A 24781-nucleotide genomic window follows, 5' to 3' on the forward strand; every position below is an offset into this window, starting at 1 on the left:
ACGCGCCAATCCATAGTGAGTAAATACTCACTTATAAATATAAACGAGACTGACAGAGACCTGCCATGCTGAACACAGCCCTTCTTGGCACAGGCGCCCGCGCCGGAGGTAAACACCTCCTCTCGGCAGAGATCGACACGCGCCTCGGCAAGCCCACCGGCTGGTTGGAGGGCGCGAGCGGCGTTGTCTGCCGGCCCGTGCTGGCAGACGGTGAAACCCAGGAGAGCCTCGCCCTCGCCGCCGCGCAGCAGGCGCTGGCCGAGGCAAATCTTGATGCGGCAGACATCGACCTTCTGCTCTTTGCCTCTGCAGTCGGCCGCCAGCCCATCCCCTCAACCGCCACGCTGTTAAAGCGGGAGTTGGGCCTGACGCACTGCGCATCCCCGGCTTATGACGTGAACGCCACCTGCCTCAGCGCGGTGGCCGCGATGGAGGTCGCCGCGCTCTATATCGGCGCAGGCCGGGCCCGGCATGTGCTGATCGTTGCCAGCGAGATTGCCACCCGCGCTCTGCCGTGGACGGATGATCCGGCCACAGCCGCCCTGTTCGGCGATGGCGCCGCAGCCATTGTGCTCGGCCCGCCCCAGTCAACCGGCCTTCATCTCCGCGAAGTTGCCATCGAAACCTGGGCGGAGGGCTATGACTATTGCGTCCTGCCTGCGGGCGGCACGCGGTATGACTTCCACACCAACCGAGCCGCCTTCGAGGAAAACGCCTTCTTCCGCATGGATGGCCACGCCCTGTTCAAACTGACGCGGACCCGCCTGCCGGATTTCATTGACCGCTTGCTCGCCCGCACAGGCTGGCGCCAGGAGGATGTGGATCTCGTCATTCCCCACCAGGCCAGCCCGCTGGCGCTGGAGCATATGGTGCGCAAATGCGGCTTTGCACGGGATCGTGTGGTCGCTACCGTCAAGCAGACCGGAAACCTTGTTGCCGCCTCCATACCGATGACCCTCGACACCGCTCGCCGCGAAGGCCGAATCCCCTCCGGCAGCAAGGTTCTGCTGATCGGCACATCTGCTGGCGTATCCATCGGAGGCGCAACACTGGAAGGATGAGCGGGATCCTCATCACCGGCGCCACGGGGTTTCTCGGCGGCGCGATTGCCCGCCGCCTGTTGCAGGAAGGCGAGCGCGTCGTCGCGCTTGGCCGCGACCGCGCAAAGCTCGCGGCACTGGAAAGGCTGGGCGCAGAGATTTGCTTACTTGATCTTGCCTCAGATGATCCGCTCTCGGCGCTTCGCGCAGACGGCCTCATCCACTGCGCCGCGCTTTCCTCGCCCTGGGGCACGCGTATTGCTTTCGAGCAAGCCAACATCACCGGAACGCGCCGCGCCATTCTGCTGGCCCAGCAGGCCGGGGTCTGCCGCTTTATTCATATCTCCTCGCCGAGCATCTATTTTCGCTTTACCGATCAGGACAGCGTGACTGAAGACGCGCCCTTGCCGCCCCCCGTCAACGCCTATGCCGCCACCAAAGCGGCGAGCGAAACACTGGTCCTGACGGCGCCGGAGCTTTCCCCGGTCATCCTGCGCCCGCGCGGGCTTTACGGCCCAGGCGACACCGCCCTCTTGCCCCGCCTGCTGCGCGCAGCTGCCAGCCGCCCCCTGCCTCTGATGCGCGGGGGCATGGCAGCAACCGACCTGACCTACATCGATGACGTGGCCGACGCTGCTATCATCGCCCTGCGCGCGCCGGCCGCGCCCTCTCGCATCTACAACGTATCCGGCGGAGAGGCCCTCTCCATCCGTAATGTTGCCGAACGGGCGGGGGCGATGGCAGGCATTTCCGTCCGCTGGCGGAATATGCCCTGGCCGCTCGTGCTGGCTGCCGCGCGCACCAGCGAAACGCTCTGCAACGCTCTGCCCGGCAGGCCTGAACCCCCGGTGACCGCGTACAGCGCGGGCCTCTTCGCCTTTCGGCAGACGCTCAGCCTTGAGCGTATCACCCGGGAACTAGGCTGGCGCCCGCGAGTTTCCTTTGACGAAGGCGTAGCCCGAACTTTCCGGAAGGTATCCCCATGATTATACCGGAATTCCCCAACAGCGCCTTCGTTACAGCGCCGGAGAGGCTGGTCCTTAAAGGCGGTGGCTGGCGGCGGCTGCGCATCCCGGTGCGTTATGGCCGCTTTGACCATCGCATTTTCGGGCGGTGCCTGATCGACACCGGCTATTCCCCGCGCGTCACCACCGGCAGGCGCAGCGCGCCCCTGTGGCTGTATTCGAAAATCCTCGCTCCGAAACTGACAGACCGCGCTCTCCCCGGCGCCGATCCTGCCATCAATGTCATCCTCCTTTCCCATCTCCATGCCGATCATGTCAGCGCCCTGAGGGATTATCCCGAAGCGCGCATTTTCGCCGATGGCGCAGCGCTCGACCATTTCCTTTCCAAAAGCTGGATCGGACGCACGCACAAGGGATGTTTCCGCGAACTCCTGCCGGACGGCCTTCAGGAAAAAGTGCTCCGCTTCGAAACCCTTCCGCGCCAGGAAGCGTCCATGGGACTTGGCGAAGCAGCAGATATTTTTGGCGATGGCAGCGTGCTGGCCGTTCCCCTGCCCGGTCATATGCGCGGCCATACCGGCTTCCTCTTCAGCAACCCTGTCGCGCCCATCCTCTATGCCGCCGACGCAGACTGGCTTGCCCGGGCCATTCTGGAAGACCGCTCCCCGAGCTATCCTGCCCGCCTGATCCTCGATGACCCGGCAGAGGCAGCGCGGACGGCAACCCGTATACGGAACTTTGTGTCCCTCGGCGGCAGACTTGTTCTCTGTCACGACCCGGAGGCGCCGGAATGAAGCCCGCTGCCGCCTTTTTCACGCTGGCCGCCTTCCTTGAAGCACGCCGCCGGCAGATGCTGTATCAGGATCGCGAAGGCCTCTTGCGCGCGCAAGAGCGCCGCCTTTATTCCTTTCTGCGCCGCAAGGCCGGCAGAGTGCCCGCCTTCGAAGACCTCCGGGGGCGTTTCCTGCAGGACTGGCCGATTATGGACAAGGCCGCGCTGATGGCAGATTTCGCCAGCTATAACCGCCTCGGGCTCACCGCGGCCGAAGGCTGGGCGCATCTGGAAGCGGGCACATCCCCCGAAGGCTACGCCATAGGCGCCAGCACTGGGACATCGGGCAATCGCGGGCTCTATATCGTGTCAGAACGCGAGCGCTATCGCTGGCTCGGCACAATCCTCTCGCGCGCACTCCCGGACTTCCTCTCGTGCCGCCACCGCGTGGCAATCGTCCTGCCTGCCAACAGCCGCCTCTATGACGCGGCCAACGAAAGCGGTCGTTTGCAATTACGTTTCTTTGATCTTGGCCTTGGCATCGAGGCCCAGTTTTCGCCGCTTACAGAATTTCAGCCTACAGTCATTGTTGGTCCGCCGAAATTCCTGCGCGCCCTGGCAGAGAGCGACACGCAGATTGCGCCACAGCGCATCTTCTCGGGCGCCGAAGTGCTGGACGAGGAAGACCGCCGCGTCGTCGAGACCCGCTTCGATCTCATCGTGCGGGAAATCTACATGGCCACAGAGGGCCTGTTCGCTATCGCCTGCCCGCATGGCACGCTGCACCTTCTCGAAGATCAGGTTGCGTTCGAGTTCCTGCCTCTCGAGGGCAGCGCCAATCTGGTCACGCCCCTGATCACCGATTTCTCCCGCGAGACGCAGGTGATGATCCGCTACCGGATGAATGATGTCCTGGAATTTGCGCCTATTCCCTGCCCCTGCGGCCTGCCGCACCGGGCTATCCAGCAGGTGCATGGCCGCTGCGATGATATTTTCACCCTGCCCAGCTTCGGCAGCCCAGTCCGCGTCACTCCGGATGTGATCCGCAATGCCGTGCTGAAAGCTGACAAGCGCATCTCCGATTTCCGGGTTATTCAGACGGGCCAGAACACGGTGCGCCTGGAACTCAAAACCGAAGAAGCCGATTGTCTGCAGACGGCTGCGGCAAGCCTGCGCGCCCTGTTCACAGCCTGCGGCGCTGCGCCGGAAATAAAGCCGGTTGCCGCCGCGCTGACTCCCCCCTCTGATCGCAAGCTGCGGCGGGTGCGGGTGGAATTTGCATGAAAGTTTCGATCCAGACGTTGGGTAGCCTGGGCGATGTGATGCCCTACATCACCACCGCGCGCGCCCTTATGGCGGGCGGCGCGGACGTGACGCTGATGGCGCCGCGCGACTATACGGCCACCATCGCCGCCCATGGCGTGACGCCCGCGCCGCCCCCGGCATTCTCGCTCACCGAATGGAATGTCGAGGCTGAACAGCGCGGCACGCTGACCAATCCGGTAAAATTTTTCGCCCAGTGGAACGAGATGATCGTGCCCTATGTTGACGACATTACGGCCCACTGCCTGATGGCGGCGGAGAGGGCAGATATTGTTCTGGGCAACAGCATCTGCGCGCCCGCGCGTGTTGCCGCCGAGGCCCACGGCATCCCCTACATCCTCAGTGCCCAGCAAACTGCTCTCAGCCCGACCTGGCAGTTGCCCTGCGCCATGATGTGGCATCCCTGGCATGGCAACTGGATGGCGCCAGTGGCGTATGGCGCAGTGGGCCTGGCCCAGCACATGATGCTTCAGGCGCTGAAGGGGTATCGTCGCTGCCTTGGCCTGCCGGTCATTCCCAAGGGCGGCACAAGCTGGCATCTCGGCCAGCCGCTGCCGCGCATCACCAGCGTCTCTCCCGCCCTCGTGGCGTCTCCGCCATCGGACTGGAAGGCGAACGATTATCTGATGCCCTACCCCTCCCTGGATATTCAGGGGCCGGAGGTTCTGCCGGCCGCCATGATGGACTTCCTGCAGGCAGGCGCGGCGCCCATCCATGTCGGCCTCGGCTCCTTCGAGAGCGATGCCGAGCATGAGCAGATATCCCGCCTAATGCGCGCCATCCGGCGGCTGGGCCTGCGCGCCATCCTCTCCGCCGGCCTCGCAGACAAGCTGCCGACTGACCTCACCGAAGGCCATCTGGTGGCCGGCCCCGTGCCTCATCCAGCGCTTTTTCCGCTCTGCGCCGGAGTCATCCATCACGGCGGCGCCGGCACGCTGGACACCGCCCTGCGCGCAGGTACGCCCCAACTCATCGTGCCAGACCGGCTGGACCAGTTCTGGCATGCCGTCCGCCTGCGCGAGATCGGCGTTGCTCCGCCCCATATCACCGGCAAAACGACAGAAGACGAGATGGCAGCCCGGTTGGTGTCGCTCATCAGTCCAGCAATGACAGCCCGCGCCCGGTCCCTTGCGCCCGCCCTGCGCGCCCGCAACGGGGCGGAGGAACTCGCCGCCTTCACACGCGCCGAAACAGAGCGTTTCCAACATAATGCGAAATCACGCCCATCAGGATGAACACCGCCTGCCCGCCGGCCAGCAGCGCCCATTTATGCGCCCGGATATAGGCCTCGACATCCACGTCCCCTCGCGCCGCGCCCCAGGCGATGAGATAGCCGAGCGCCACGAACATGCCGACGCCCAGCGTCACGCCAATCGCCGACCCCGCCGCAAAGCGGCGCCAGGCCATGCCCGCGCTGCCGCAAACTGGCGGCATGAACCACGCGACGGGCCCCAGCAGCCGAGAGGCCGCCACCGCCTTGATGCCGTGCCGGCGCAGCAGTCGCCGCGTCTTGTGCAATACCGCCCGGCGTGACCGGCGCGCCAGCACGAACCGGTGAAACCAGGGGCGCATCTGTCGCCCGATCAGAAAGCCCGTCTGGTCAGCCGCATACGCCCCCACCAGCACCGCCGCGACGGCCCACAACGCATGTTCAGTGAACAGCAGACCGCCCGCCATCAGGAAGAAGGCTTCCCCGAACACGAAGAAGCAAAAGCCCAGCGTCGCGTCGAGGAAGGCGCCGAGAAAGAGCGTCAGAAGCAGCGAAACCGACATGGCATTCCCGGCAGATAAACGAAGGCCGCCGCGTGTCTCCGCAGCGGCCTTGTCTGTTTACAATTCTTGTCCGGATTTGTCGCGATCCGTCACCAGACTGTCCGGGCCTGTCCTATTTGAGACGCGAAAGGACACTGAACGGGCTGTCGGACGCCTTGGATTGCTCCTTCGCGGGCGCAGATTTTCCCGAAGGCGCAGCCCCGCCCTTAGGCGGCGGGCCGGAGGGGCGCTTGCCGCCCTGCTTCATGCTGAGGCCGATCCGGTTGCGCGCAACGTCCACATCCATCACCACAACGCTGACGACCTGCCCGGTCTTCACCACCTCATGCGGGTCCTTGATGAACGTGTCCGACATCTCGGAGATATGCACCAGGCCATCCTGTTTGACGCCCACATCCACGAATGCGCCAAACGCTGTCACATTCGTCACCACGCCCTCAAGGCGCATGCCCGGCTTGAGGTCCGTCACCTTCTCGATGCCTTCCTGAAAGGTTGCTGTCTTGAATTCCGGGCGCGGGTCGCGGCCGGGCTTTTCCAGCTCTTTCAGGATGTCCTTGATCGTTGGCACACCGAAAGTCTCGTCGGCATAGTCTTCCGGCTTCAGCTTGGAGATGAAGGCCTTGTCGCCAATGATCGTCTCCACCTTGCGGACCGCCGCCTTGGCGATGCGCTCCACTACCGGATAGGCTTCCGGGTGAACCGCCGAGGCGTCCAACGGGTTCTTGCCATTCATGATACGGAGGAAGCCAGCGGCCTGCTCGAATGCCTTGGGCCCGAAGCGCGGCACTTTCTTGAGCTCTGTGCGCGCCTTGAACGGGCCGTTCTGCTCGCGATAGGCCACGATGTTGGCAGCAATCGTCGCATTGAGACCGGCGACGCGTGAAAGCAGCGCCACAGACGCCGTATTCACATCCACACCCACCGCGTTCACGCAGTCTTCCACCACGCCGTCGAGCGAGCGGGCAAGGCCCGTCTGGTCCACATCATGCTGATACTGGCCTACGCCAATCGCCTTGGGCTCGATCTTCACAAGCTCCGCCAGCGGATCCTGCAGGCGCCGCGCAATCGACACCGCCCCGCGCAGGCTCACGTCCAGCTGTGGGAATTCCTTCGCCGCCAGTTCCGAAGCCGAATACACCGACGCACCGGCTTCCGACACCATGATCTTGGTGAGCTTCAGGTCTGGCAGCTTGGTATTGAGTTCGCCGACCAGCTTCTCGGTCTCGCGCCCTGCCGTGCCGTTGCCGACGCTGACGAGCTCAACCTTGTGGCGCTTGCACAGCGTTGCGAGCGTCATCAGCGATCCGGCCCAGTCCTTCTTCGGCTCATGCGGATAGATCGTCGCCGTTTCCAGCAGCTTGCCGGTCGCGTCAACCACGGCCACCTTGCAGCCCGTGCGGATGCCGGGGTCGATGCCCATCACCACTTTCGGGCCCGCCGGCGCCGCCATCAGCAGGTCGTGCATGTTGCGCGAGAACACCTTGATGGCCTCGCGGTCTGCGCCTTCCTTCACGCGGCTGATGACATCGCGGGAGGAGGATGGCTCGAGCTTGGATTTCCACGCCGCCTCTGCCGTTTCCATCAGCCAGTCATCGCCGGGGCGGCCCTTCTTGGCGATGCCGAATTCGTTCCGGATTTCACGCAGCGCAGGATGCTCACGGCTCGGCTCCACCGGCACAGCCAGCTTCACCTTCAGCACGCCTTCCTTCTGCCCACGGAGGACCGCCAGCGCACGGTGAGACGGCATCGCGGTAACCGGTTCGTCAAAATCAAAATAGTCAGCGAACTTCGCGCCTTCCTGCTCCTTGCCTTTGACAAGACTGGAGCCGAGCTTGCCCTCTTTCCAAACGGTCTCGCGCACCTTGCCAACAAGGCGTGGCGTCTCGGCAATACGCTCCACCAGAATGTCGCGCGCGCCTTCCAGCGCAGCGTCGAGATCCTTCACGCCCTTGCCAGATGCGATGAAGGCCCTCGCCTCGTCGAAGGGCGAAAGAGACGGATTGGCCAGCAGGCGTTCGGCCAGCGGCTCAAGGCCTGCCTCTTTCGCGATAGTCGCCTTGGTGCGCCGTTTCTGCTTGTAAGGCGCGTAGAGGTCTTCCAGGGCCACCTTGGTAATCGCCCAGTTGATCTCGCGCTCCAGTACCGGGGTCAGCTTGCCCTGCTCTCGGATGGCGCTCAGCACGGTCTCCCGGCGCTTGGCGAGGTCCGTCAGATAGTCCAGCCGCTCCGAAAGCGTACGCAGCTGCGTATCGTCCAGCCCGCCGGTGCGCTCCTTGCGGTAGCGCGCGATGAAGGGAACGGTCGCGCCTTCCTCCAGCAGTTCGATAACGGCCTGAACCTGCCGCTCCTGCACGCCCAGCTCATCGGCAATGATACGGGCAATCGAGGGGGGGGAAGCCTGGGAAGAAGAACGAACCTGTCCGGTCATGAACGCGCGCCTTGTGCAAACGTTGGAAACTCTTGCCCACTCTGGGGCAAGCTTTCTCAATCCAACAGAACTCGTTTACACCTCGTTTACGCTCTGCATTCTCCGCGCGGTTGCCCCTTCAGTTTTCCGGTGCCCCACAGCCCTCCGGCACAGCGCCCGCCGTCCTGGCGGCCTCGATCTCCGCCTGCGCCAGCTTCGCCTGCGCCAGGAATACCGGATCAGAATGCAGCCGCGCCACGGTTGCCGCGCCCATCACGCGCCCGGCCTCCACATCGCTCTGCCAGTGAACCCCGCACACCATCCGGCTCTGGGCAAACTCATAGCCGCGCTGCAGCAGCGCATCGGCCTTCTCCGGCGCCAGCTCTGCCAGTACCAGCCCCCATGCCCAGCCAAGGGCAGCATGGCCGGAGGGGTAAGACCCGTCCCCGCGCAGCATCTCTTCCTCATGCGGCACGCAGCTCTCCTCCTCCAGCAGAGCAAACGGCCGAGTGCGCTGATACATCTGCTTGGCGCGGTAGGTGGAGAAACCCGCATCGGTCAGCGTCCGCCGCATCAGGGTGTAAAGGTGGGGCGCCCCCTCCTCGGTGATGCCGACGCCCAGCGCGCAGCTATAGGAATGGATCGCCTGAGGGAATTTCAGTTCATTGTCGGCCTGCGCCTGCGTCCAGCGGGGCGTGTCTTTCAGCGCGCGGGTCGTCTGGTAGGCTTCCAGATCAGCCATCGCAGCGGCAGAGCCCTCCACCGGCGGTGGGGGCAACAGCGCGGCGCTATCGGGCAGCCTTTGGGCGCCCAGATAGCCGTTGAGAATGCCGCTACCTTCGCGCATCTCGCCAATCTCGGCCTGCGCCGTCGGCGGCAGGCTTGCGCTCTCTGCAGCCGGCGCGGCGCCATTGGCCTGGCAAGCTGCCATCATCAGAACGCCGGCAATCGCGGCCACACCTGTGCGATATTTCATGGGAACGCCCCCCTCCATCAAGGAATCGGGCGCACACTACATGTCCACCGCGCGGCTGTCTTGATCCGGCAATCTGGCGCTTTGATGAAGGCAAATGCCTAGGCCTTTTCGACGGCGCTCCGCAGATTATCCCGCAGGTCCGCCAGCGTGCTTCGCAGCGCTGCCAGCTTCTCCGCCGGCATACCGGCCGCCTCGAATATCTGCTGGGGCACACAGGAAGACTCTTCCAGAACCTTGCGCCCCTTGGCGGTCAGCGAAATCCGCACTTGTCGCTCATCGGCCTCATCGCGTTTGCGCGTTACAAAGCCCGCTGCCTCCAGCCGCTTCAGCAGCGGCGTCAGCGTATTGGACTCCAGGAACAGATGCTCGCCCAGTTCGCTCACCGTCTGGCCTTCGGCCTGCCAAAGGGCAATCATCACCAGATATTGCGGATAGGTGAGCCCGAGCTGATCAAGGATCGGCTTGTAGACACGGTTGAAGGCCAGGCCTGCCGAATACACGGCAAAACACACTGCATGATCCAGCAGCGCCGGCCCTGTCACCGGGGAACCATCAGCAGGCATCACGCGTTTTTTTGTCATGGCCGAAATATAAATCGCACACGATTTAATCGCAAGACTTGAAGTCTTAACGGCGGCGCGCAATATATATCGCACGCGATTTAATCGCCAGCGATTCTGAAGCCCGGAACCAACACGAAAGGATGTTCCCCATGGCCATTAACGTTCTCTACAAAACCACCGCGACAGCCACTGGCGGCCGTGATGGCCGCGCCAAAACCACCGACGGCGCGCTTGATGTCGCCCTCGCCCTCCCCAAGGAGCTGGGCGGCAGCGGCAATGGCAACAATCCCGAACAGCTGTTCGCCGCCGGCTATGCCTCCTGCTTCCTCAGCGCGATGAAGGCTGTTTCTTCGTCCGGCAATCACTTCAAACTGCCCGCCGATACCACCGTTTCGGCCACCGTCGGTATCGGCCCGCGCGAGGATAAAGGCTTCGGCCTGGTTGTGAAGCTGGATGTGGCCATTCCGGGCGTGGACCGTGATGAGGCAGAGAAGCTCGTCGCCGAAGCGCACGAGGTTTGCCCCTATTCGCACGCCACGCGCGGCAACATCGATGTCAGCCTGAACGTTCTCTGATCCTGTCCGGAAGGGGCCGCGCAAACGCCGGCGCAGCCCCTTCCGAAGCGGGCTCCATCCCCACCCCCGGATTCGCTTTGGCGCTAGGTCAAGGCGGGCGAAATCACCCTCCTTTATGTTTGTACAGGACACATTGATGAGGCTTATCTCTTGCGGAAACCGCGTCCAACCTCAGATAAATTTAGAATACTATTCTGTTTTTGTTTTGTATTTTTTCCAGACCCGCAATTCCTCCACTACCCCCGGCTGCAAACTCTCCACTGAAGGCCGTGTTGCCTGCAGTACACTCCCTGAACCGTCATAAAAAAGAACTCGAAACCGTTTGACTGGCCGTTAAGGGTTCCCTATCGCTGGCCACGGGGCACAGACCCCGGCAGCGTGAGCACCATTGCGCGGCTGATAATGGCGGGAGGCGTCCTCACTGCGTGCGTGTCACGGCGCGAGGCTTCCTTGAACAGACGAAAGCAATTCGCGGCGCGGCCTTTCTGGTTCGCGATCCCTGAGGCTTTGGCCTGTCTGGCCATCATCCGCGCGTGCCTGCGCCAGCCCAGATGATTATCAGCCCAGGGAGAATTCTCTTGAAGAAACTCAATTGCCGCCCACTGCTCACCGGCTCATCCGTGTTGGCCTTGGCCGCCCTTTTTGCGCCTGTTGCTGCCGCCCAGACCGAGCAGCAGCCCGCAGAGGAAGAAGCCAGCCAAGCCGATCTCAAACTCAACCAGGTCGTCGTCACCGCCACCCGCCGGGCGACCAACCTTCAGGAAACCGCCATCGCGGTCACGTCGGTTGATTCCGAATTCATGGCCGAAGCGCGCGTCGAGAATATCGGCGACATTACCTCCGTTTCCCCCAGCGTCACGTTCCGCAACACCTCCAACCCCGCCACCTCAGCCAACCTCCAGATCCGCGGCATCGGCACCACCGGCGCCAGCCGCGCTTTCGAAGGCGCGGTCGGCGTGTTCGTTGATGGCGTTTACCGCTCGCGCCCCGGCGCGGCGCTGCAGAACTTCCTGGATGTCGGCAGCCTCCAGGTGCTGCGCGGCCCGCAAGGCACGCTGTTCGGCAAGAACACCTCCGCTGGCGCCATCCTGCTGGAAAGCTCGATGCCGGTCCTCGGTGAGACGGGTGGTGACTACTCGCTCACCATCGGTAATTACGAAGCCGTCACTGGCACCGTGACCGTCAACGCCCCAATCGGCGAGAACGCCGCCCTGCGCATCTCCGCCATCAGCGCAAACCGCGCCGGCTTCTTCGAAAACCCCAACACGGGCGAAGACTACAACGAACGCAGCGGCAACGGCCTCAAGGCCCAGCTCCTGTATGAGCCGACCGATGATTTCCGCATCCGCCTGATCGCAGACTATGCCCGCTCGGATGAAAACTGCTGCTTCGGCACCGTGGACAGCAATCCCGGCCCTATTCAGGATGTCGTCGACCAGATCATCCGCGAGCGCGGCCTTGTGCCCACGTCCCGCCGCAAGGATGAATATCAGTCTGTCCTGAACTACACACCGGACCAACTGGTCGAGGACACTGGCTACACCCTGAAGGCGGATTGGGACATCGGCCCCGGCAAGCTTTCTTCGGTCACAGCGCTTCGTCAGTATAAAGTCGATCAAACGACCGACGCAGACTTCTCCGGCGCAGACCTTCTGCTGCTGCACGAGAAGTTCAAGAGCAACTTCTTCTCGCAGGAATTCAGCTATTCCGGCGAGCATGGCTTCGGCGCGGAAGGCAATGCCAACTATGTGGCCGGCGTCTTCTATTCAGACGAATCCATCAAGTCCGGCCGCACCGGCTGGTGGGGTCAAGACCTGCAGCGCGTCTATGCTGCCACCCTCCCTGCCACCCTCGTCTTTGATGCCTCCCCTGGTCTGCGTTCAGTCGAAGTCATCGAAGGTAACAACGAGTCCCTCGCTTTCTTCGGCCAGTGGGATGGCCGCCTGAACGAGAAATGGGGCTTCACCGCCGGTCTGCGCTGGTCGCAGGAGAAGAAGCAGGGCCAGTTCGAGAACCTCTACTACCGTCCCAACCCGCTTGATGTGTACAAGGTGCTCGGCGTTCAACCCGCGCCCCACTTCAACGAGTCCAAGACCGACGAAGCCTTCAGCGGCACGCTCGGCATCCAGTATCACTTCAATGAAGATGCGATGCTCTATGCCAGCTACAACCGGGGCTTCAAGGCAGGCGGGGTCAATCTCGACGCCAACGCAGCCGGCGGCTTCCGTCAGAACCCGGATTACTTCCCGGACGCTGTTCCAGGTGATCCGCGCTATGATCCGGAATTCGTCAACGCCTACGAGCTTGGCCTGAAAACCCAGTTCTGGGATCGCCGCGGCCGTGCCAACTTCTCGGCCTTCTACAATGACATGACCGACCTGCAGGTCGCGCGCTTCGTCGGCACGCAGTTCCAGGTTCTCAATGCCGGCACGGCAGAGGTCTATGGCCTTGAGGTCGAAAGCGCGCTTGAGATCAACGACATCCTGTCGCTTGACGCCGCCGTGACTTACCTGCCCGAAGCCCAGCTCGGCGAAGATGCCTCCCTGGGCCCGGTCCTCTCCGGCCGCCGCTTCGCGGTTGCCCCGGAGTTCTCCGGCAGCGTGTCGCTGAAACTCGACAAGCCGATCAGCGAGACCTACTCCCTCGTTGGCCGCATCAACCAGCAGTATTCGGGCGGTTACCTCACCAACAACTCGAACATGCTGGAACAGGGCGGTTTCGGCCTTCTGAACCTTAACCTCGGCGTGAAGTCTGCCAATGGCTGGACGCTCGAAGGCTGGGTGCAGAACGCATTCGACAAGCGCTATGTCACGAACCACTTCGCGACCACGCTCCAATCTGGCGACAACAACGCCTATATGAGCGCCCCGCGCACCTTCGGGGTCACGCTGCGCGGCTCCTTCTGAGGCATGCCTTACGTAAAGTAAGCTGCAACATCTCGCGGTCATCCCTCCGAAAAGGGGTGACCGCACTTCTAAATCTGGCAATAAGCCTATCCACAAGTCCGACAGAAACGCCCAGAGGAACACCGCCTGATGTCCCAGACGCTCCTGCCGCCCAGCATTGCCAGCAATCCGCAAAACCGCGTTCGCGCCACCTTGTGGCTGCTCCTCATCGTCAACGCCTTCAATTTTGTTGACCGTCAGATCGTCAATATTCTCGCTGAGCCGATCAAGAATGATCTGGGCCTGTCTGACACGCAGATCGGCCTGATGACCGGCCTCGCCTTCGCGCTGGTCTATACAATCCTCGGCATCCCGATTGCTCGGTGGGCGGATAATCCGAAATCAAACCGCGTGGGTATCGTCGCCGGCTCGCTCGCCATCTGGTCGGGCATGACCGTGCTCTGCGGCCTCGCAATGAATTTCTGGCAGCTGCTGCTGGCGCGCATCGGCGTGGGCGTGGGTGAGGCCGGCTGCACGCCCGCCTCTCATTCGCTCATCGGCGATACCGTCCCGCCCGAAAAGCGCGGCTCCGCCATCGCCTTCTTCGGCCTCGGCATTCCGATCGGCTCGCTCATGGGCATGGTCATCGGCGGCGTCCTGGCCGATACCGTCGGTTGGCGGATCGCCTTCATGGTTGCCGGTGTTCCCGGCATCCTGCTGGCGCTGGTTCTCTGGTTCGCCGTGAAGGAGCCCCGCAAGGCAGGCACGGTGGCCGAAGCTGCCGCCCGCCTCAAGGCCAGCCAGGCGGTGCGCCGCTCATCCATCATGGAAACGCTGCAGGAAGTCCTCACTTCCAAGGTCTTCATCTTCGCCACACTCGGCGCCTCCTTCGTCGCCTTCCTCGGCTATGGCAAAGGCGTCTGGAATGGGATCTTCCTTATCCGCTCGCACGGGCTGGAACTCTGGCAAGTCGGCGTCTTCTATGGCGTCGGCTCCGGCATCGGCGGTATCCTCGGGACATGGCTCGGCGGTTGGACGTCCGACAAGTTCGGCGTCGATAAACCCGCTCACTATATGCTCGCGCCCGCCGTCGCCATGCTGCTCACGGTACCCATCCTGCTCATCGGCTATATCGGCCCGGTCTGGGTGGCTATACCGATGCTGACGCTCTCAGCGGCGCTTTCGGGCGTCTACTACGCGCCCACCTTCGGCTGCGTTCAGCTGCTGATCAGCCCGGCCTCCCGCGCGGTTGCCGTCTCGCTGATGCTGTTCACGCTGAACCTCATCGGCCTCGGCCTCGGCCCGCTCCTTTTCGGCATTCTGTCGGATGTCCTCGCCCCTATGGCGGGCGCCGAAAGCGTCCGCTGGTCGCTCTATGTGGCCGGCGTCATGGGCGTCATTCCGGCCGCGCTCTACTGGCTTGCCAGCCGCAACATCCGCCGCGAGCTTGCCGAGAAAGCCGCGCGAGACGCTGCACTCACCTGAGGCAACAGAAATAAGGCCGGGCAATTCTGAATGCCCGGCCTTGTTTCTTTTTTGATTGCTTTACGTCCCCGGTCCCGTGAAGCGGATATTGCCCGCCTCCAGCCCCTTCAGCACGATATCCGTGCCGCCGGTCTTCATCATCCATTCCAGCCGGTGATCCCGGTACTGACGCTTGAACAGCCCCGCCTTCACTGCCTGATCCACCTGGTTCATGCCGGTGATCGAGGCTACCGACTCCCGCTGCGCTTGCGCCACGCTCTCCCGCGCATTCGCCCGGTCCAGCCAGGCAGCCAGGCGTGATCCTGCTGCCGGGCGAATGCCAAAGCCTGCCGCGCCATTGAGATAGGGCACCACACTCAGATCACCCCAACCGAAGCGATCCCCGTTGAACCATTCCCGGTCCCCCAGATACCCTTCCAGAACGCCGAAAAATGCCTCCGCCTGCTGACGGGCCTTCGCTTCCATCGCGTCCTTCTGTACCCCCTCCGCACGGCGGAAGAAATTGAGCTCGCCAAGGCCCCAGGTGATCGCCTCGAACTGGGTATCCATCACGTCTTCAATCATCCGCACACGAGCACGCTCGGCCGCCGCTCTGGGCAGCATGGCCGGCTCGGGCCAAACGTCTTCGATGTATTCGAGAATGATCGTGCTGTCGAAAATCTGCACGTCGCCATGGATCAGCGCCGGCACCTCGCCGCGCGGATTGGCCTTCGCAAAGCCCCCACCCGTGGCGCCGGTGCCAATTCCCTCAGGCAGGCGCGCCGCAAATGGCACGTCCTTCTCCCGCAGAGAGATTTTCACCTTCTGCGCATAAGGTGACAGCGGATGCTCATAAAGGATCAGTTCAGCCATCCCAGTCCCTCAATATCCGGCAAGCCGGCCCATCGGCCGCCCGTCAACAATCTGATCCAGATACTCGCTCATGCCATAGCCAAGCTTGCCGTCGCAGCGATACTCGGTCATCGCTTCGGTGATGCGCGTCGTCAGCTCTGTGCCATCGGGCGCCGTCCGCCGGTTGCGGAGCGGGATAAGAGAAAGCACTTTTCCGCTGACGGCATATTCCTTTCCGCTCTTGGTACGGATCTTTGCTTCAAGGTCCGTCTGGTATTCATTCGCGTCCCAGTTGCTGGAAAGCTCGGCCGCAACGATCTGGTCATAAATGCCATCGCGGAACACCATGCCGCTCTGATGCACGCCGCCTTTGCCATCGCCCATCACGTTGAACATCATGCCGAAGTCGGGCCCGAAATTCATTGGGCACCAGCGATACCATTCAATCGCCTGCCAGTGGCGCGGCCCCCAGGATTTGTCGCGAAGGCCATAGCCGTCAATCTCCAGCCGCTCGCCGCCGCACTCGATAAAGCCCTTCGCGCCGCAATGCTGCTCGTAATGGGCCTTGGCGAAAGACTTTTCGGGGTCGATCTCCAGCGGCGTGCCATCGGCTTTTACCGTCTCCCCGCCATACATTGGCGAGAGGCCGGTATAGGTCATCTCCATCTTGCAGGGCAGGCGCGGATTGTTGCGGAAGGCCACCTTCGGATCGGCCATCTGCCCCGGCTCCTTCAGCACCAGCAGCTCGCCGGAATAAGTCACCTTCAGCGTCTTGAACGGTTCCACCACGTCGATCCGCAGGCCGCCCGCGTTCATCTGTGAATTGTCACTGATCTCCGGCCGCGCAAACATGAAACCAACCCGGCCATCGGGGAAGTACACGCACATCGACATTTCAGCGTAACGCTGGTTAGGCCGGTTGCCGAGGCGGAACCATGCGCCCGCCCGTTTACCTGCGTCGAACACATTGAAATACATGCTTTCATTGTAATTTTCGGCGGTCCCCGGATCGTGCGTGAACTCGTCTTCCGGCGCCAGAATGGTCTTGTAGCCTTCAGCTGCTGCGGCCATGGCAAACTCCCCTGATATTCAGTTATCAGACGAACCTGCCATGCGTTTTGCGCGAGACAAGCCTGTCCTCGCGTCAGACCCCCGCCCCCTCCGGAACAGCCCTTATGCCTGCCGCCGGGTCAGCGCGCCGATGAACGAATGCCGGTCGCCGGGGAAAGTCTGCCACACATGCGTCACCGGCGCGCCGTTCGCCCAGGTTCGCCGCTCCAGCATCAGGCAGGGCGTCCCCTCCGAAATGTCCAGATGCGCAGCAATGCCCGCATCGGCCCCCACCGCAAATATCCGGTGCTCGGCCTGAGACCACGGCACATGCCCCAGCAGCCAGGTGCCCGGCGGCGTCTCGGCAAAATCCTCCGCCTCGATCTCCGGCACAGCGGCCAGGCTCACCAATCGGCGCTCATAGCCAAAGGGCTGCCCATCGGCCCGGTGAACGCCGCGCAGCTCGATCAGCCGCCCGCCCTTGCCCGCCAAGGCCACCTCTTCCGCCCCCTTCGCTGCTCGCACCGCCCGGTGCAACAGCCGGTAGGCGTAGGCATAGCCCTTCCGTTCCAGATCCAGGCGGATGTCCGGAATGTCGAGAATGGTCGAATCGCTCGGCGGGTGCGCCACGAACGAGCCAGCCCGCTTGCGCCGCACGATGAGCCCCCGGCTCACCAGCTCGCTCACTGCCTTGTTCACCGTCATGCGGGAACAGCCATACATCTCCATCAGTTCGCGTTCGAGCGGGATGCGGTCATCGGGTTTCAGCCCGCCCGAGAGGATCTGCCGCTCAAGGTCCAGCCGTATGCGCTCGCTGACCGATGGGGTGTCATTCGTGTCCGGCATGCGTCCCGATTTGTCCGAAAATGTCCGAATTTGTCCGTCAGATGTCACGAAATGAGCGTCCCGAGAACCGCTTTGTAGCGCGCCTCGATGCCGCTGCGGTTCACATGCCGGCCGCCCTCCACCACATGCTTCCCGCGCCGCCACACATCTGAAATCAAATGGCTTTTTCCCCGGAACACCCAGGCATCCAGCAGGCGGTTTCCCCCGGTCGCCGCTTCCGGCAGGCGGGCCTCGTCAATGGCCATGAAATCTGCCGGATGGCCCGGCGCCAATCCAACAGAAATCCCCGCCGCCCGCCCCCCGCCGGCAAGGGCGTGCTCAAACAGGGATCGCCCCGTCGAGGCATAGCCTTCCCCGGTCATCACATTGCGGGAAAGCGTCTTGAATCTCTGGGAATATTCCAGCATCCGCAGCTCATCAGCGGCGCTGATCGACACATTGGAATCGGTGCCAACACCATAATATCCACCATGGGAAACAAAGGCGCGCCCATCGAAAATCCCGTCGCCCAAATTCGCCTCGGTTACGGGGCAAAGGCCCACCACCGCCCCGCTTTTGGCTATCCCGTGGATTTCCTGGTCGTTCGTATGCGTCGCATGCACAAGGCACCAGCGCCCATCCACCGGCGCATTGTGCAGCAACCACTCCACAGGCCGCGCGCCAGACCAGGCAAGGCAATCCTGAGCTTCCTTCTCCTGCTCCGCGATATGGATGTGGACGGGCCCGGCCTTGTCCATCATCAGCAGCGTTTTCAGTTCATACGGCGTCACCGCGCGCAGGCTGTGCGGCGCAATCCCCAGCACAAAATCATGCTGATTGACCGTATGCTGTCCAACATCCTCCAACAGCTCGGCAAAGCTTTCCACATCGCTGAGAAACCGCTTCTGGCCCTCCGCCGGCGGCTGTCCGCCAAAGCCCGAATGGGCATAGAAGACCGGCAGCAGCGTCAGCCCGATGCCCGCCTCTTCTGCAGCGCGCGCGACCTGTCCGGCCATCTCCGCCGGGTCGTCATAGCGCCGCCCATCAGGGGCGTTGTGAAGATAGTGAAACTCGCAGACGCGCGTGAACCCGGCCTCCAGCATCTCGGCATAGGCCATCGCTGTTATGGCGCGGATATCCTCCGGCCCAATCCGGCTGGCAAATTGATAGAGTAGACTGCGCCAAGACCAGAAACTGTCCTGATCCTTTCCGCGCACTTCTGTCAGCCCGGACATCGCCCTTTGAAAGGCGTGGGAATGCAAATTGGGCAGGCCAGGCAACACCGTCCGCCCTCGAACAGCTCCCGAAGGAGGCGCCACACCTGCAGAAATGTTTTCAATCGCCCCGCCCGAGACCGTGATCTCGACCCCGCTCGCCCAGCCGGATGGCAACAGCCCGTGATCGAACCAGAGACGCTCTGAAGATTTCCCGGCCACTGGACATCCCTCCGACCCTTCTATTATGTATATACATATTAAAAGAATATCGGCACAAGCACAACGGGGAGCGGAGGATGCCGAAAAAGCGTATCTGGACGAATGCCCGTCTCGCCACGATGTCGCCCGGCCTGCCAGGCCTCGGCATCATCGAGAAGGGCACGCTCGCCGCCGAGGGAGAGCGGATCACCTATGCCGGCCCCGAAGATCAGGCGCCCCCGGCAGACGGGCATGAAGTCATCGATTGCGAAGGCCGCTGGCTGCTCCCCGGCCTGATCGATTGCCATACGCATCTCGTCTGGGCAGGCAGCCGCGCGCATGAATTCGAACTGCGCCTGGCCGGCGCCAGCTATGAGGAAATCGCCCGGGCCGGCGGGGGCATCCGCTCCACCGTCAGCGCAGTCCGGATCGCCAGTAAAGACCAGCTCGTCACCGAAAGCCTCCCCCGGCTCGACGCGCTGATCGGCGAAGGCGTCACCACAATTGAGATAAAGTCCGGATACGGGTTGAGTGTCGAACATGAACTGAAACAGCTCCGTGCCGCCCGCGCGCTCGCCAAGGCCCGCCCGGTAGACATCGAAACTACCCTGCTCGCTGCCCATGCTCTGCCGCCCGAATATGAAGGCCGCGCCGATGCCTACATCGATCTTGTCTGCAACGAGATCATCCCGGCTGCGGCCAAGGCGGGCGTCACCAGCGCGGTTGATGCCTTCTGCGAAACCATCGGCTTCACGCCGCAGCAGACAGACCGTGTTCTGTCCGCCGCGCGCCAGCATGGCCTTGCGGTAAAGCTCCACGCTGACCAGCTTTCAAATCTTCAAGGGGGCGCCCTCGCTGCCCGCCACAACGCGCTGTCCGCGGATCATCTGGAATATCTCGATGAGGCCGGTATCGCCGCCATGGCGGCGGCAGGCACGGTCGCCGTCATGCTGCCGGGCGCCTACTATTTCCTGCGCGACACCCATGCCCCACCTCTGGAAGCATTGCGCAAGGCAGGCATTTCCCTTGCAATTTCAACTGACTGCAACCCCGGCACTTCTCCGCTCACCTCCCTTCTCCTCGCCATGAACATGGGCACCACGCTCTTCCGCATGACGGTCGAGGAATGCCTTCTTGGCACCACACGCCACGCCGCCCGCGCGCTCGGCCTTCAGAAAGAAACCGGAACACTCGAGGCCGGGAAACTCTGCAATCTGAGCATCTGGGACATCGAGCGCCCGGCAGAACTCGTCAGCAATATGGGCCTCAACCGGCTTCACGCCCGCATCTGGAGGGGTCAATGAGCGACATCACCCTGACACCCGGCGCCGTGCCGCTCAGCTATTGGCGCGCCGTGTGGCTTGGCGCTGCCCCCCGCCTCTCGGCGGAATGCCGGGATGCCGTCGCGGCCAGCGCCGCCGCCGTCGCGCGTATCCTGGCCAAGGGCAATCCCGTCTACGGCATCAATACCGGCTTCGGAAAGCTCGCCGCCGTCCGCATTCCGGACGACCAGCTTGAAACTCTTCAGCGCAACATCGTCCTCTCTCACGCTGCCGGCGTGGGCGAGCCCTCCCCGGCCGGTATCGTCCGCCTGATGATGGCCCTCAAGATGACCAATCTGGGCCGCGGCGCCTCGGGAGTGCGCCCGGAAACCATCGCCCTGATGGAAGCGATGCTCGCGGCAGACCTGCTGCCCCTCATCCCCGCGCAAGGTTCGGTCGGCGCCTCGGGAGATCTCGCCCCGCTCGCCCACATGGCCTGCGCCATGATCGGCGTCGGGGAGGTGTTTCTGAGCGGCGAGCGGATGAGCGCCGAAGCCGGCTTTGCCAAAGCCGGCCTTACGCCTCTAGTTGCGCTCGCCGCCAAGGAAGGCCTAGCCCTGCTCAACGGCACGCAATTCTCCACCGCCTGCGCGCTCGCGGGTCTCTTCGAGGCAGAGCGTATCCTGCAATCCTCCCTCGTCACCGGCGCGCTCTCCGCCGAGGCGGCCAAGGGCTCAGACGCGCCCTTCGATGCCCGCATCCACCAGTTGCGTGGCCATCAGGGCCAGATCGACTGCGCCGCCACATTGCGGGCGCTCATGGCTGGCTCTGCCATCCGTGCCTCGCATCTCGAAAACGACACCCGCGTTCAGGATCCTTACTGCATCCGCTGCCAGCCCCAGGTCGCCGGCGCCGCGCTCACCCTGCTGCGCCAGGCCGCCGATACGCTGCTGACCGAGGCCAACGGCGTCTCCGACAATCCGCTGATCTTTCCGGAGACGGACGAAGCCCTCTCCGGCGGGAATTTCCATGCCGAGCCCGTCGCCTTTGCCGCCGATATGATCGCCATGGCCCTCTGCGAGATCGGCTCCATCGCGGAGCGGCGCATTGCCATGCTGGTCGATCCTGCCCTCTCCGGTGTGCCCGCTTTCCTCACGCCCCAGCCGGGCCTCAACTCCGGCTTCATGATCCCGCAGGTCACCGCCGCCGCCCTCGTCTCCGAAAACAAACAGATGGCCTATCCCGCCAGTGTCGACTCCATCCCCACCTCCGCCAATCAGGAAGATCATGTGTCCATGGCCGCCCATGGCGCCCGCCGCCTCCTGAAAATGGCGAAGAATGTGGACTATGTGCTGGGCATCGAGCTTATCGCCGCTGCGCAGGCGTGCGATTTCCATGCGCCGCTGAAATCCAGTATCGCACTTGAATCCGTGCGCGCGCTCATCCGGTCCAGAGTGGCGCCGCTGGATCATGACCGCCTCATGCATCCGGATATCGAGACTGCCACCTGCCTCATCCGCAGCGGCGCGGCCCTCCGCAGCGTGCAGATGGAGCTGCCCTCGCTGGAGGCAGACGCATGACCGGCTGGCTCACCATCCGAGAGGGCGCCCGTCCCCTCATCGTCACTTTCCCGCATACAGGTACAACCCTGCCGGCGGACATTGCCGGACATTTCGTTTCGCCGCAGCGCGCCCGGCGCGATACTGACTGGTGGGTAGACCAACTCTATGCCTTCGCGGCGGAGATGGGCGCCACCCTCATTCACACGGCCATCTCCCGTTCTGTCATCGATGTGAACCGCGATCCTTCAGGCGCTTCGCTCTATCCGGGCCAGAACACCACTACCCTCTGCCCCCTGACGACCTTTGATGGCGTGCCGCTCTACAAATCGACACAAGAACCCGGCGAGGCTGAAATTGCCCGCCGCCGCGCCGCCTTCCACACCCCCTATCACCACGCGATAGAAGACCAGATCACCCGCCTGCGCGCCGCTCATGGCAAGGTCGTCCTTTATGATGCTCACTCCATCCGTTCACAGATTCCGGATCTGTTTGAGGGACTCCTGCCGGTATTCAATGTCGGCACCAATTATCAGACCACCTGTGCGCCGGCGCTCGCCGAAAAAGTTACCGGCCTCTGCGCCGCCTCTGGCCAGCCCACCGTTCTGGACGGGCGTTTCCGCGGCGGATGGACCGTGCGTCATCACGGGGTGCCCGCCAGCGGCGTCCATGCCATCCAGATGGAGCTATCCTGCCGCGGCTATCTGCGCGAACCAATCGGCCAGGTCGCAGATGCTGACTGGCCCGTCCCTTTCGAGGCCGATTATGCCGCCCCGATAACCGAAACCCTGCGCCAGGTGCTCGCTGCCTGCCTCGCCTTCGCCGAAACACCCTGAGGAGCCCCATGCCCTATCCTGCAAATATCCGCGAAATCCGCGCGCCTCGGGGCACAAAGCTCAACGCGCAAAGCTGGCTTACGGAAGCGCCCCTCCGGATGCTGATGAACAATCTCGATCCAGACGTGGCCGAACGCCCCGAAGATCTTGTCGTCTATGGCGGCATTGGCCGCGCGGCACGAAATTGGGAAGCCTATGAGTCAATCGTTTCGACTCTGAAACGCCTCAAAGATGACGAAACCCTCCTCGTCCAGTCCGGCAAGCCCGTCGGCGTCTTCCGCACACATAGCGACGCGCCCCGCGTGCTACTCGCAAACTCCAACCTCGTTCCCAAATGGGCCAACTGGGACAATTTCAACGACCTCGACCGCAAGGGCCTGATGATGTACGGCCAGATGACGGCTGGGAGCTGGATCTATATTGGCGCACAAGGCATCGTTCAGGGAACGTATGAAACCTTCGCCGAGATGGGCCGTCAGCATTATGGCGGAAACTTGAAAGGCAAATGGCTGCTCACTGCCGGGCTCGGCGGTATGGGCGGGGCCCAGCCGCTGGCATCTGTTTTTGCGGGCGCCGCCTGCCTCGCCATAGAATGCCAGCTTTCCAGCATCGAGATGCGGATACGCACAGGATATCTCGATGCGTGGACGGATGACCTTGAAAAAGCTCTCGCGATGATTGACGAGAGCTGCGCTTCCGGAACGCCGAAATCCGTAGGCCTACTGGGCAATGCCTGCGAAATTCTCCCGAAAATTCTGGAGCTTGGCCGCCTGCCGGACCTGTTGACCGATCAGACCTCTGCCCATGACCCCATCAACGGATACCTGCCTGAAGGTTGGAGCGTGGAACAATGGAAGTCCCGCCGCATCAGCGATCCCAAGACTGTGGAAAAGGCCGCCCGCGCCTCGATGGCCAAACATGTTCGCGCCATGCTGGAATTTCAGAAGCGAGGCGTACCGACGGTCGATTACGGCAACAACATTCGCCAAGTTGCCCTGGATGAAGGCGTGGCCGATGCCTTCGCCTTCCCCGGCTTTGTGCCTGCCTATATCCGCCCGCTTTTCTGCCGGGGCATTGGCCCATTTCGCTGGGCGGCGCTTTCGGGCGATCCGGAAGACATCTACAAGACGGACCAGAAGGTGAAGGAGTTGATTCCCGGAAATCCCCACCTTCATAACTGGCTGGACATGGCCCGTGAACGGATCAAATTCCAGGGCCTGCCCGCGCGCATCTGCTGGTTGGGCCTGGGGGATCGCCACCGCCTTGGCCTCGCTTTCAACGAGATGGTGGCGAGCGGGGAGCTCAAGGCCCCCATTGTCATCGGGCGCGACCACCTGGATTCCGGCTCCGTCGCCTCGCCCAACCGGGAAACCGAGGCCATGCAGGATGGCTCCGATGCGGTCTCCGACTGGCCGCTCCTGAACGCCCTGCTCAACTGCGCCTCGGGCGCTACCTGGGTATCCCTCCATCATGGCGGCGGCGTCGGCATGGGCTATTCCCAGCACGCCGGCATGGTCATCTGCTGCGACGGCACGGAAGCCGCCGCCCGGCGTATTGAGCGTGTGCTGTGGAATGACCCGGCCAGCGGCGTCATGCGCCATGCCGATGCCGGCTATGACATCGCCATAGACTGCGCCCGTCAGAACGGCCTGGACCTGCCCAGCCTCAAAGGCTGAGCAGGTCACATGGTTCAAGCCGGGTTGCCCGCATACACCAGAGGCTCGGTCTCAAAGCCTAGTTCTTCGGCTTTCTTCAGGATACGGTCGAGTGTTGCTTTCGGTGGCTCGGGATCTCGCGCCAGGATCCACAGATACTTCCCGCTCGGCGCTCCCACCAGAACCGCTGAATAATCCGGCTCCAGATGAAGCACCCAATAGTCGCCCTCAGCAAACGGCACCCAGGAAGGCGCAAACTTCACCTTCAGCTTCGCCCCGTTTGATCCGTCCACCACCCGCGCCTTGCCCTCAGCAACGTCAATATCGCCATCTTCCTTGGTGCAGGAATTCTTCACCGAAATCTTGCCGTCCGGCAGCTGAGCATATTCAGCCATGGCCGTAACACAGCCACGCTCGAACCAGTTGGGATAGCGCGCGATCTCATGCCATTTGCCCACATAGCGGTCGAGGTCCACGGAAGCCACAGTCGGCAGTTCCGCGCTCGTCTGCCGATAATCCGGCTGCGACATGCACGCGCCCAGCAGAAGCGCAGAAAGCGGCATCAGCGCATATCCGAGTTTCAT

At 62.9% G+C, this 24781-nt stretch carries 21 protein-coding genes; 12 read left to right on the forward strand and 9 right to left on the reverse strand.

What is annotated here, in order from left to right:
- The first annotated feature begins 65 nt into the window (after positions 1-65).
- Genes BBF93_RS10200 through BBF93_RS10220 form a run of 5 tightly spaced genes read left to right on the forward strand, consistent with a single transcriptional unit; the run spans position 66 to position 5335 of the window.
- Positions 66-1061 (forward strand): 3-oxoacyl-ACP synthase III family protein, encoded by a 996-nt coding sequence (locus BBF93_RS10200; protein WP_114105826.1) that lies wholly within the window; start codon positions 66-68, stop codon positions 1059-1061.
- Entirely contained in the window at positions 1058-2026 is a 969-nt protein-coding gene (locus BBF93_RS10205; RefSeq protein WP_035601572.1) for an NAD(P)-dependent oxidoreductase, read from the forward strand. Before BBF93_RS10200 ends, BBF93_RS10205 begins: the two co-directional genes overlap by 4 nt.
- A complete protein-coding gene (locus BBF93_RS10210) occupies positions 2023-2799 on the forward strand; it encodes an MBL fold metallo-hydrolase (RefSeq protein ID WP_051612753.1) in 777 nt (258 codons plus the stop codon). Before BBF93_RS10205 ends, BBF93_RS10210 begins: the two co-directional genes overlap by 4 nt.
- Positions 2796-4061 carry a F390 synthetase-related protein gene (locus tag BBF93_RS10215; RefSeq protein ID WP_114105827.1) on the forward strand — a complete coding sequence of 422 codons (1266 nt, stop codon included), beginning with the start codon at positions 2796-2798 and terminating at the stop codon, positions 4059-4061. The genes BBF93_RS10210 and BBF93_RS10215 overlap by 4 nt, the downstream gene beginning before the upstream one ends.
- On the forward strand, positions 4058-5335 hold the full coding sequence (locus BBF93_RS10220) for a glycosyltransferase (protein ID WP_114105828.1): 1278 nt from the start codon (positions 4058-4060) through the stop codon (positions 5333-5335). The genes BBF93_RS10215 and BBF93_RS10220 overlap by 4 nt, the downstream gene beginning before the upstream one ends.
- Here the strand turns inward: BBF93_RS10220 and BBF93_RS10225 are convergent.
- The 4 genes from BBF93_RS10225 to BBF93_RS10240 all read right to left on the reverse strand — a co-directional run bounded on the left by BBF93_RS10225 (position 5277) and on the right by BBF93_RS10240 (position 9837).
- Positions 5277-5873: a DedA family protein gene (locus BBF93_RS10225; RefSeq protein WP_035601578.1), complete on the reverse strand. Its 597-nt coding sequence runs from the start codon at positions 5871-5873 to the stop codon at positions 5277-5279. The two genes, BBF93_RS10220 and BBF93_RS10225, sit on opposite strands and share 59 nt — an antisense overlap.
- 112 nt (positions 5874-5985) lie before the next feature.
- Complete coding sequence (locus BBF93_RS10230; RefSeq protein ID WP_114105829.1) at positions 5986-8301, reverse strand: Tex family protein; 2316 nt, start codon at positions 8299-8301, stop codon at positions 5986-5988.
- 118 nt (positions 8302-8419) lie between these two features.
- Entirely contained in the window at positions 8420-9256 is an 837-nt protein-coding gene (locus tag BBF93_RS10235) for a phosphatase PAP2 family protein (protein WP_051612758.1), read from the reverse strand.
- A gap of 98 nt (positions 9257-9354) precedes the next feature.
- The gene (locus BBF93_RS10240; RefSeq protein ID WP_233349078.1) at positions 9355-9837 is read right to left on the reverse strand and encodes a MarR family winged helix-turn-helix transcriptional regulator; all 483 of its coding nucleotides are present in this window, start codon (positions 9835-9837) and stop codon (positions 9355-9357) included.
- 131 nt (positions 9838-9968) lie between these two features.
- On the opposite strand from BBF93_RS10240, the gene BBF93_RS10245 reads away from it, so the two are divergent.
- From BBF93_RS10245 to BBF93_RS10260, 3 genes are all read left to right on the forward strand, one after another.
- Positions 9969-10394 (forward strand): organic hydroperoxide resistance protein, encoded by a 426-nt coding sequence (locus tag BBF93_RS10245; RefSeq protein WP_035601581.1) that lies wholly within the window; start codon positions 9969-9971, stop codon positions 10392-10394.
- Between the two features lie 578 nt (positions 10395-10972).
- Positions 10973-13300 carry a TonB-dependent receptor gene (locus BBF93_RS10255; RefSeq protein WP_162786505.1) on the forward strand — a complete coding sequence of 776 codons (2328 nt, stop codon included), beginning with the start codon at positions 10973-10975 and terminating at the stop codon, positions 13298-13300.
- Positions 13301-13429: 129 nt separating this feature from the next.
- On the forward strand, positions 13430-14764 hold the full coding sequence (locus BBF93_RS10260) for an MFS transporter (RefSeq protein WP_051612761.1): 1335 nt from the start codon (positions 13430-13432) through the stop codon (positions 14762-14764).
- 60 nt (positions 14765-14824) lie between these two features.
- Here the strand turns inward: BBF93_RS10260 and BBF93_RS10265 are convergent, their stop codons facing one another.
- The 4 genes from BBF93_RS10265 to BBF93_RS10280 all read right to left on the reverse strand — a co-directional run bounded on the left by BBF93_RS10265 (position 14825) and on the right by BBF93_RS10280 (position 18906).
- The gene (locus BBF93_RS10265; RefSeq protein ID WP_114105832.1) at positions 14825-15616 is read right to left on the reverse strand and encodes a glutathione S-transferase family protein; all 792 of its coding nucleotides are present in this window, start codon (positions 15614-15616) and stop codon (positions 14825-14827) included.
- A 9-nt stretch (positions 15617-15625) separates the two neighbouring features.
- Positions 15626-16666 carry a hypothetical protein gene (locus BBF93_RS10270; RefSeq protein WP_035601588.1) on the reverse strand — a complete coding sequence of 347 codons (1041 nt, stop codon included), beginning with the start codon at positions 16664-16666 and terminating at the stop codon, positions 15626-15628.
- A gap of 102 nt (positions 16667-16768) precedes the next feature.
- A complete protein-coding gene (locus tag BBF93_RS10275; protein ID WP_114105833.1) occupies positions 16769-17491 on the reverse strand; it encodes a UTRA domain-containing protein in 723 nt (240 codons plus the stop codon).
- A gap of 44 nt (positions 17492-17535) precedes the next feature.
- Complete coding sequence (locus BBF93_RS10280) at positions 17536-18906, reverse strand: formimidoylglutamate deiminase (protein ID WP_114105834.1); 1371 nt, start codon at positions 18904-18906, stop codon at positions 17536-17538.
- A 77-nt stretch (positions 18907-18983) separates the two neighbouring features.
- Here BBF93_RS10280 and hutI point away from each other — a divergent pair, with 77 nt between their 5' ends.
- The 4 genes from hutI to hutU are packed head-to-tail and all read left to right on the forward strand — an operon-like array spanning position 18984 to position 24218.
- Entirely contained in the window at positions 18984-20189 is a 1206-nt protein-coding gene (gene hutI, locus BBF93_RS10285) for an imidazolonepropionase (RefSeq protein ID WP_114105835.1), read from the forward strand.
- Positions 20186-21727 carry a histidine ammonia-lyase gene (hutH, locus tag BBF93_RS10290; protein WP_114105836.1) on the forward strand — a complete coding sequence of 514 codons (1542 nt, stop codon included), beginning with the start codon at positions 20186-20188 and terminating at the stop codon, positions 21725-21727. The genes hutI and hutH overlap by 4 nt, the downstream gene beginning before the upstream one ends.
- A complete protein-coding gene (hutG, locus tag BBF93_RS10295) occupies positions 21724-22542 on the forward strand; it encodes an N-formylglutamate deformylase (RefSeq protein ID WP_114105837.1) in 819 nt (272 codons plus the stop codon). The genes hutH and hutG overlap by 4 nt, the downstream gene beginning before the upstream one ends.
- Positions 22543-22550: 8 nt before the next feature.
- Entirely contained in the window at positions 22551-24218 is a 1668-nt protein-coding gene (gene hutU, locus BBF93_RS10300) for a urocanate hydratase (RefSeq protein ID WP_114105838.1), read from the forward strand.
- Positions 24219-24232: 14 nt separating this feature from the next.
- Here the strand turns inward: hutU and BBF93_RS10305 are convergent, their stop codons facing one another.
- Positions 24233-24781, reverse strand: coding sequence for a lipocalin family protein (locus BBF93_RS10305; RefSeq protein WP_114107049.1), 549 nt, complete (start codon positions 24779-24781; stop codon positions 24233-24235).

The organism is Hyphomonas sp. CACIAM 19H1, from assembly GCF_003325995.1.
GTDB classification, from domain to species: Bacteria; Pseudomonadota; Alphaproteobacteria; order Caulobacterales; family Hyphomonadaceae; genus Hyphomonas; species Hyphomonas polymorpha.

Bases quoted from the DNA above. Each gene is read 5' to 3' on its own strand.
- hutH (WP_114105836.1), top strand. From the start codon at position 20,186: ATGAGCGACATCACCCTGACACCCGGCGCCGTGCCGCTCAGCTATTGG.
- hutG (WP_114105837.1), top strand. From the start codon at position 21,724: ATGACCGGCTGGCTCACCATCCGAGAGGGCGCCCGTCCCCTCATCGTC.
- BBF93_RS10225 (WP_035601578.1), bottom strand. From the start codon at position 5,873: ATGTCGGTTTCGCTGCTTCTGACGCTCTTTCTCGGCGCCTTCCTCGAC.
- BBF93_RS10275 (WP_114105833.1), bottom strand. From the start codon at position 17,491: ATGCCGGACACGAATGACACCCCATCGGTCAGCGAGCGCATACGGCTG.
- hutI (WP_114105835.1), top strand. From the start codon at position 18,984: ATGCCGAAAAAGCGTATCTGGACGAATGCCCGTCTCGCCACGATGTCG.
- BBF93_RS10210 (WP_051612753.1), top strand. From the start codon at position 2,023: ATGATTATACCGGAATTCCCCAACAGCGCCTTCGTTACAGCGCCGGAG.
- BBF93_RS10240 (WP_233349078.1), bottom strand. From the start codon at position 9,837: ATGACAAAAAAACGCGTGATGCCTGCTGATGGTTCCCCGGTGACAGGG.
- BBF93_RS10235 (WP_051612758.1), bottom strand. From the start codon at position 9,256: ATGAAATATCGCACAGGTGTGGCCGCGATTGCCGGCGTTCTGATGATG.
- BBF93_RS10230 (WP_114105829.1), bottom strand. From the start codon at position 8,301: ATGACCGGACAGGTTCGTTCTTCTTCCCAGGCTTCCCCCCCCTCGATT.
- BBF93_RS10305 (WP_114107049.1), bottom strand. From the start codon at position 24,781: ATGAAACTCGGATATGCGCTGATGCCGCTTTCTGCGCTTCTGCTGGGC.
- BBF93_RS10200 (WP_114105826.1), top strand. From the start codon at position 66: ATGCTGAACACAGCCCTTCTTGGCACAGGCGCCCGCGCCGGAGGTAAA.
- BBF93_RS10220 (WP_114105828.1), top strand. From the start codon at position 4,058: ATGAAAGTTTCGATCCAGACGTTGGGTAGCCTGGGCGATGTGATGCCC.
- BBF93_RS10260 (WP_051612761.1), top strand. From the start codon at position 13,430: ATGTCCCAGACGCTCCTGCCGCCCAGCATTGCCAGCAATCCGCAAAAC.
- hutU (WP_114105838.1), top strand. From the start codon at position 22,551: ATGCCCTATCCTGCAAATATCCGCGAAATCCGCGCGCCTCGGGGCACA.
- BBF93_RS10215 (WP_114105827.1), top strand. From the start codon at position 2,796: ATGAAGCCCGCTGCCGCCTTTTTCACGCTGGCCGCCTTCCTTGAAGCA.
- BBF93_RS10265 (WP_114105832.1), bottom strand. From the start codon at position 15,616: ATGGCTGAACTGATCCTTTATGAGCATCCGCTGTCACCTTATGCGCAG.
- BBF93_RS10270 (WP_035601588.1), bottom strand. From the start codon at position 16,666: ATGGCCGCAGCAGCTGAAGGCTACAAGACCATTCTGGCGCCGGAAGAC.
- BBF93_RS10245 (WP_035601581.1), top strand. From the start codon at position 9,969: ATGGCCATTAACGTTCTCTACAAAACCACCGCGACAGCCACTGGCGGC.
- BBF93_RS10205 (WP_035601572.1), top strand. From the start codon at position 1,058: ATGAGCGGGATCCTCATCACCGGCGCCACGGGGTTTCTCGGCGGCGCG.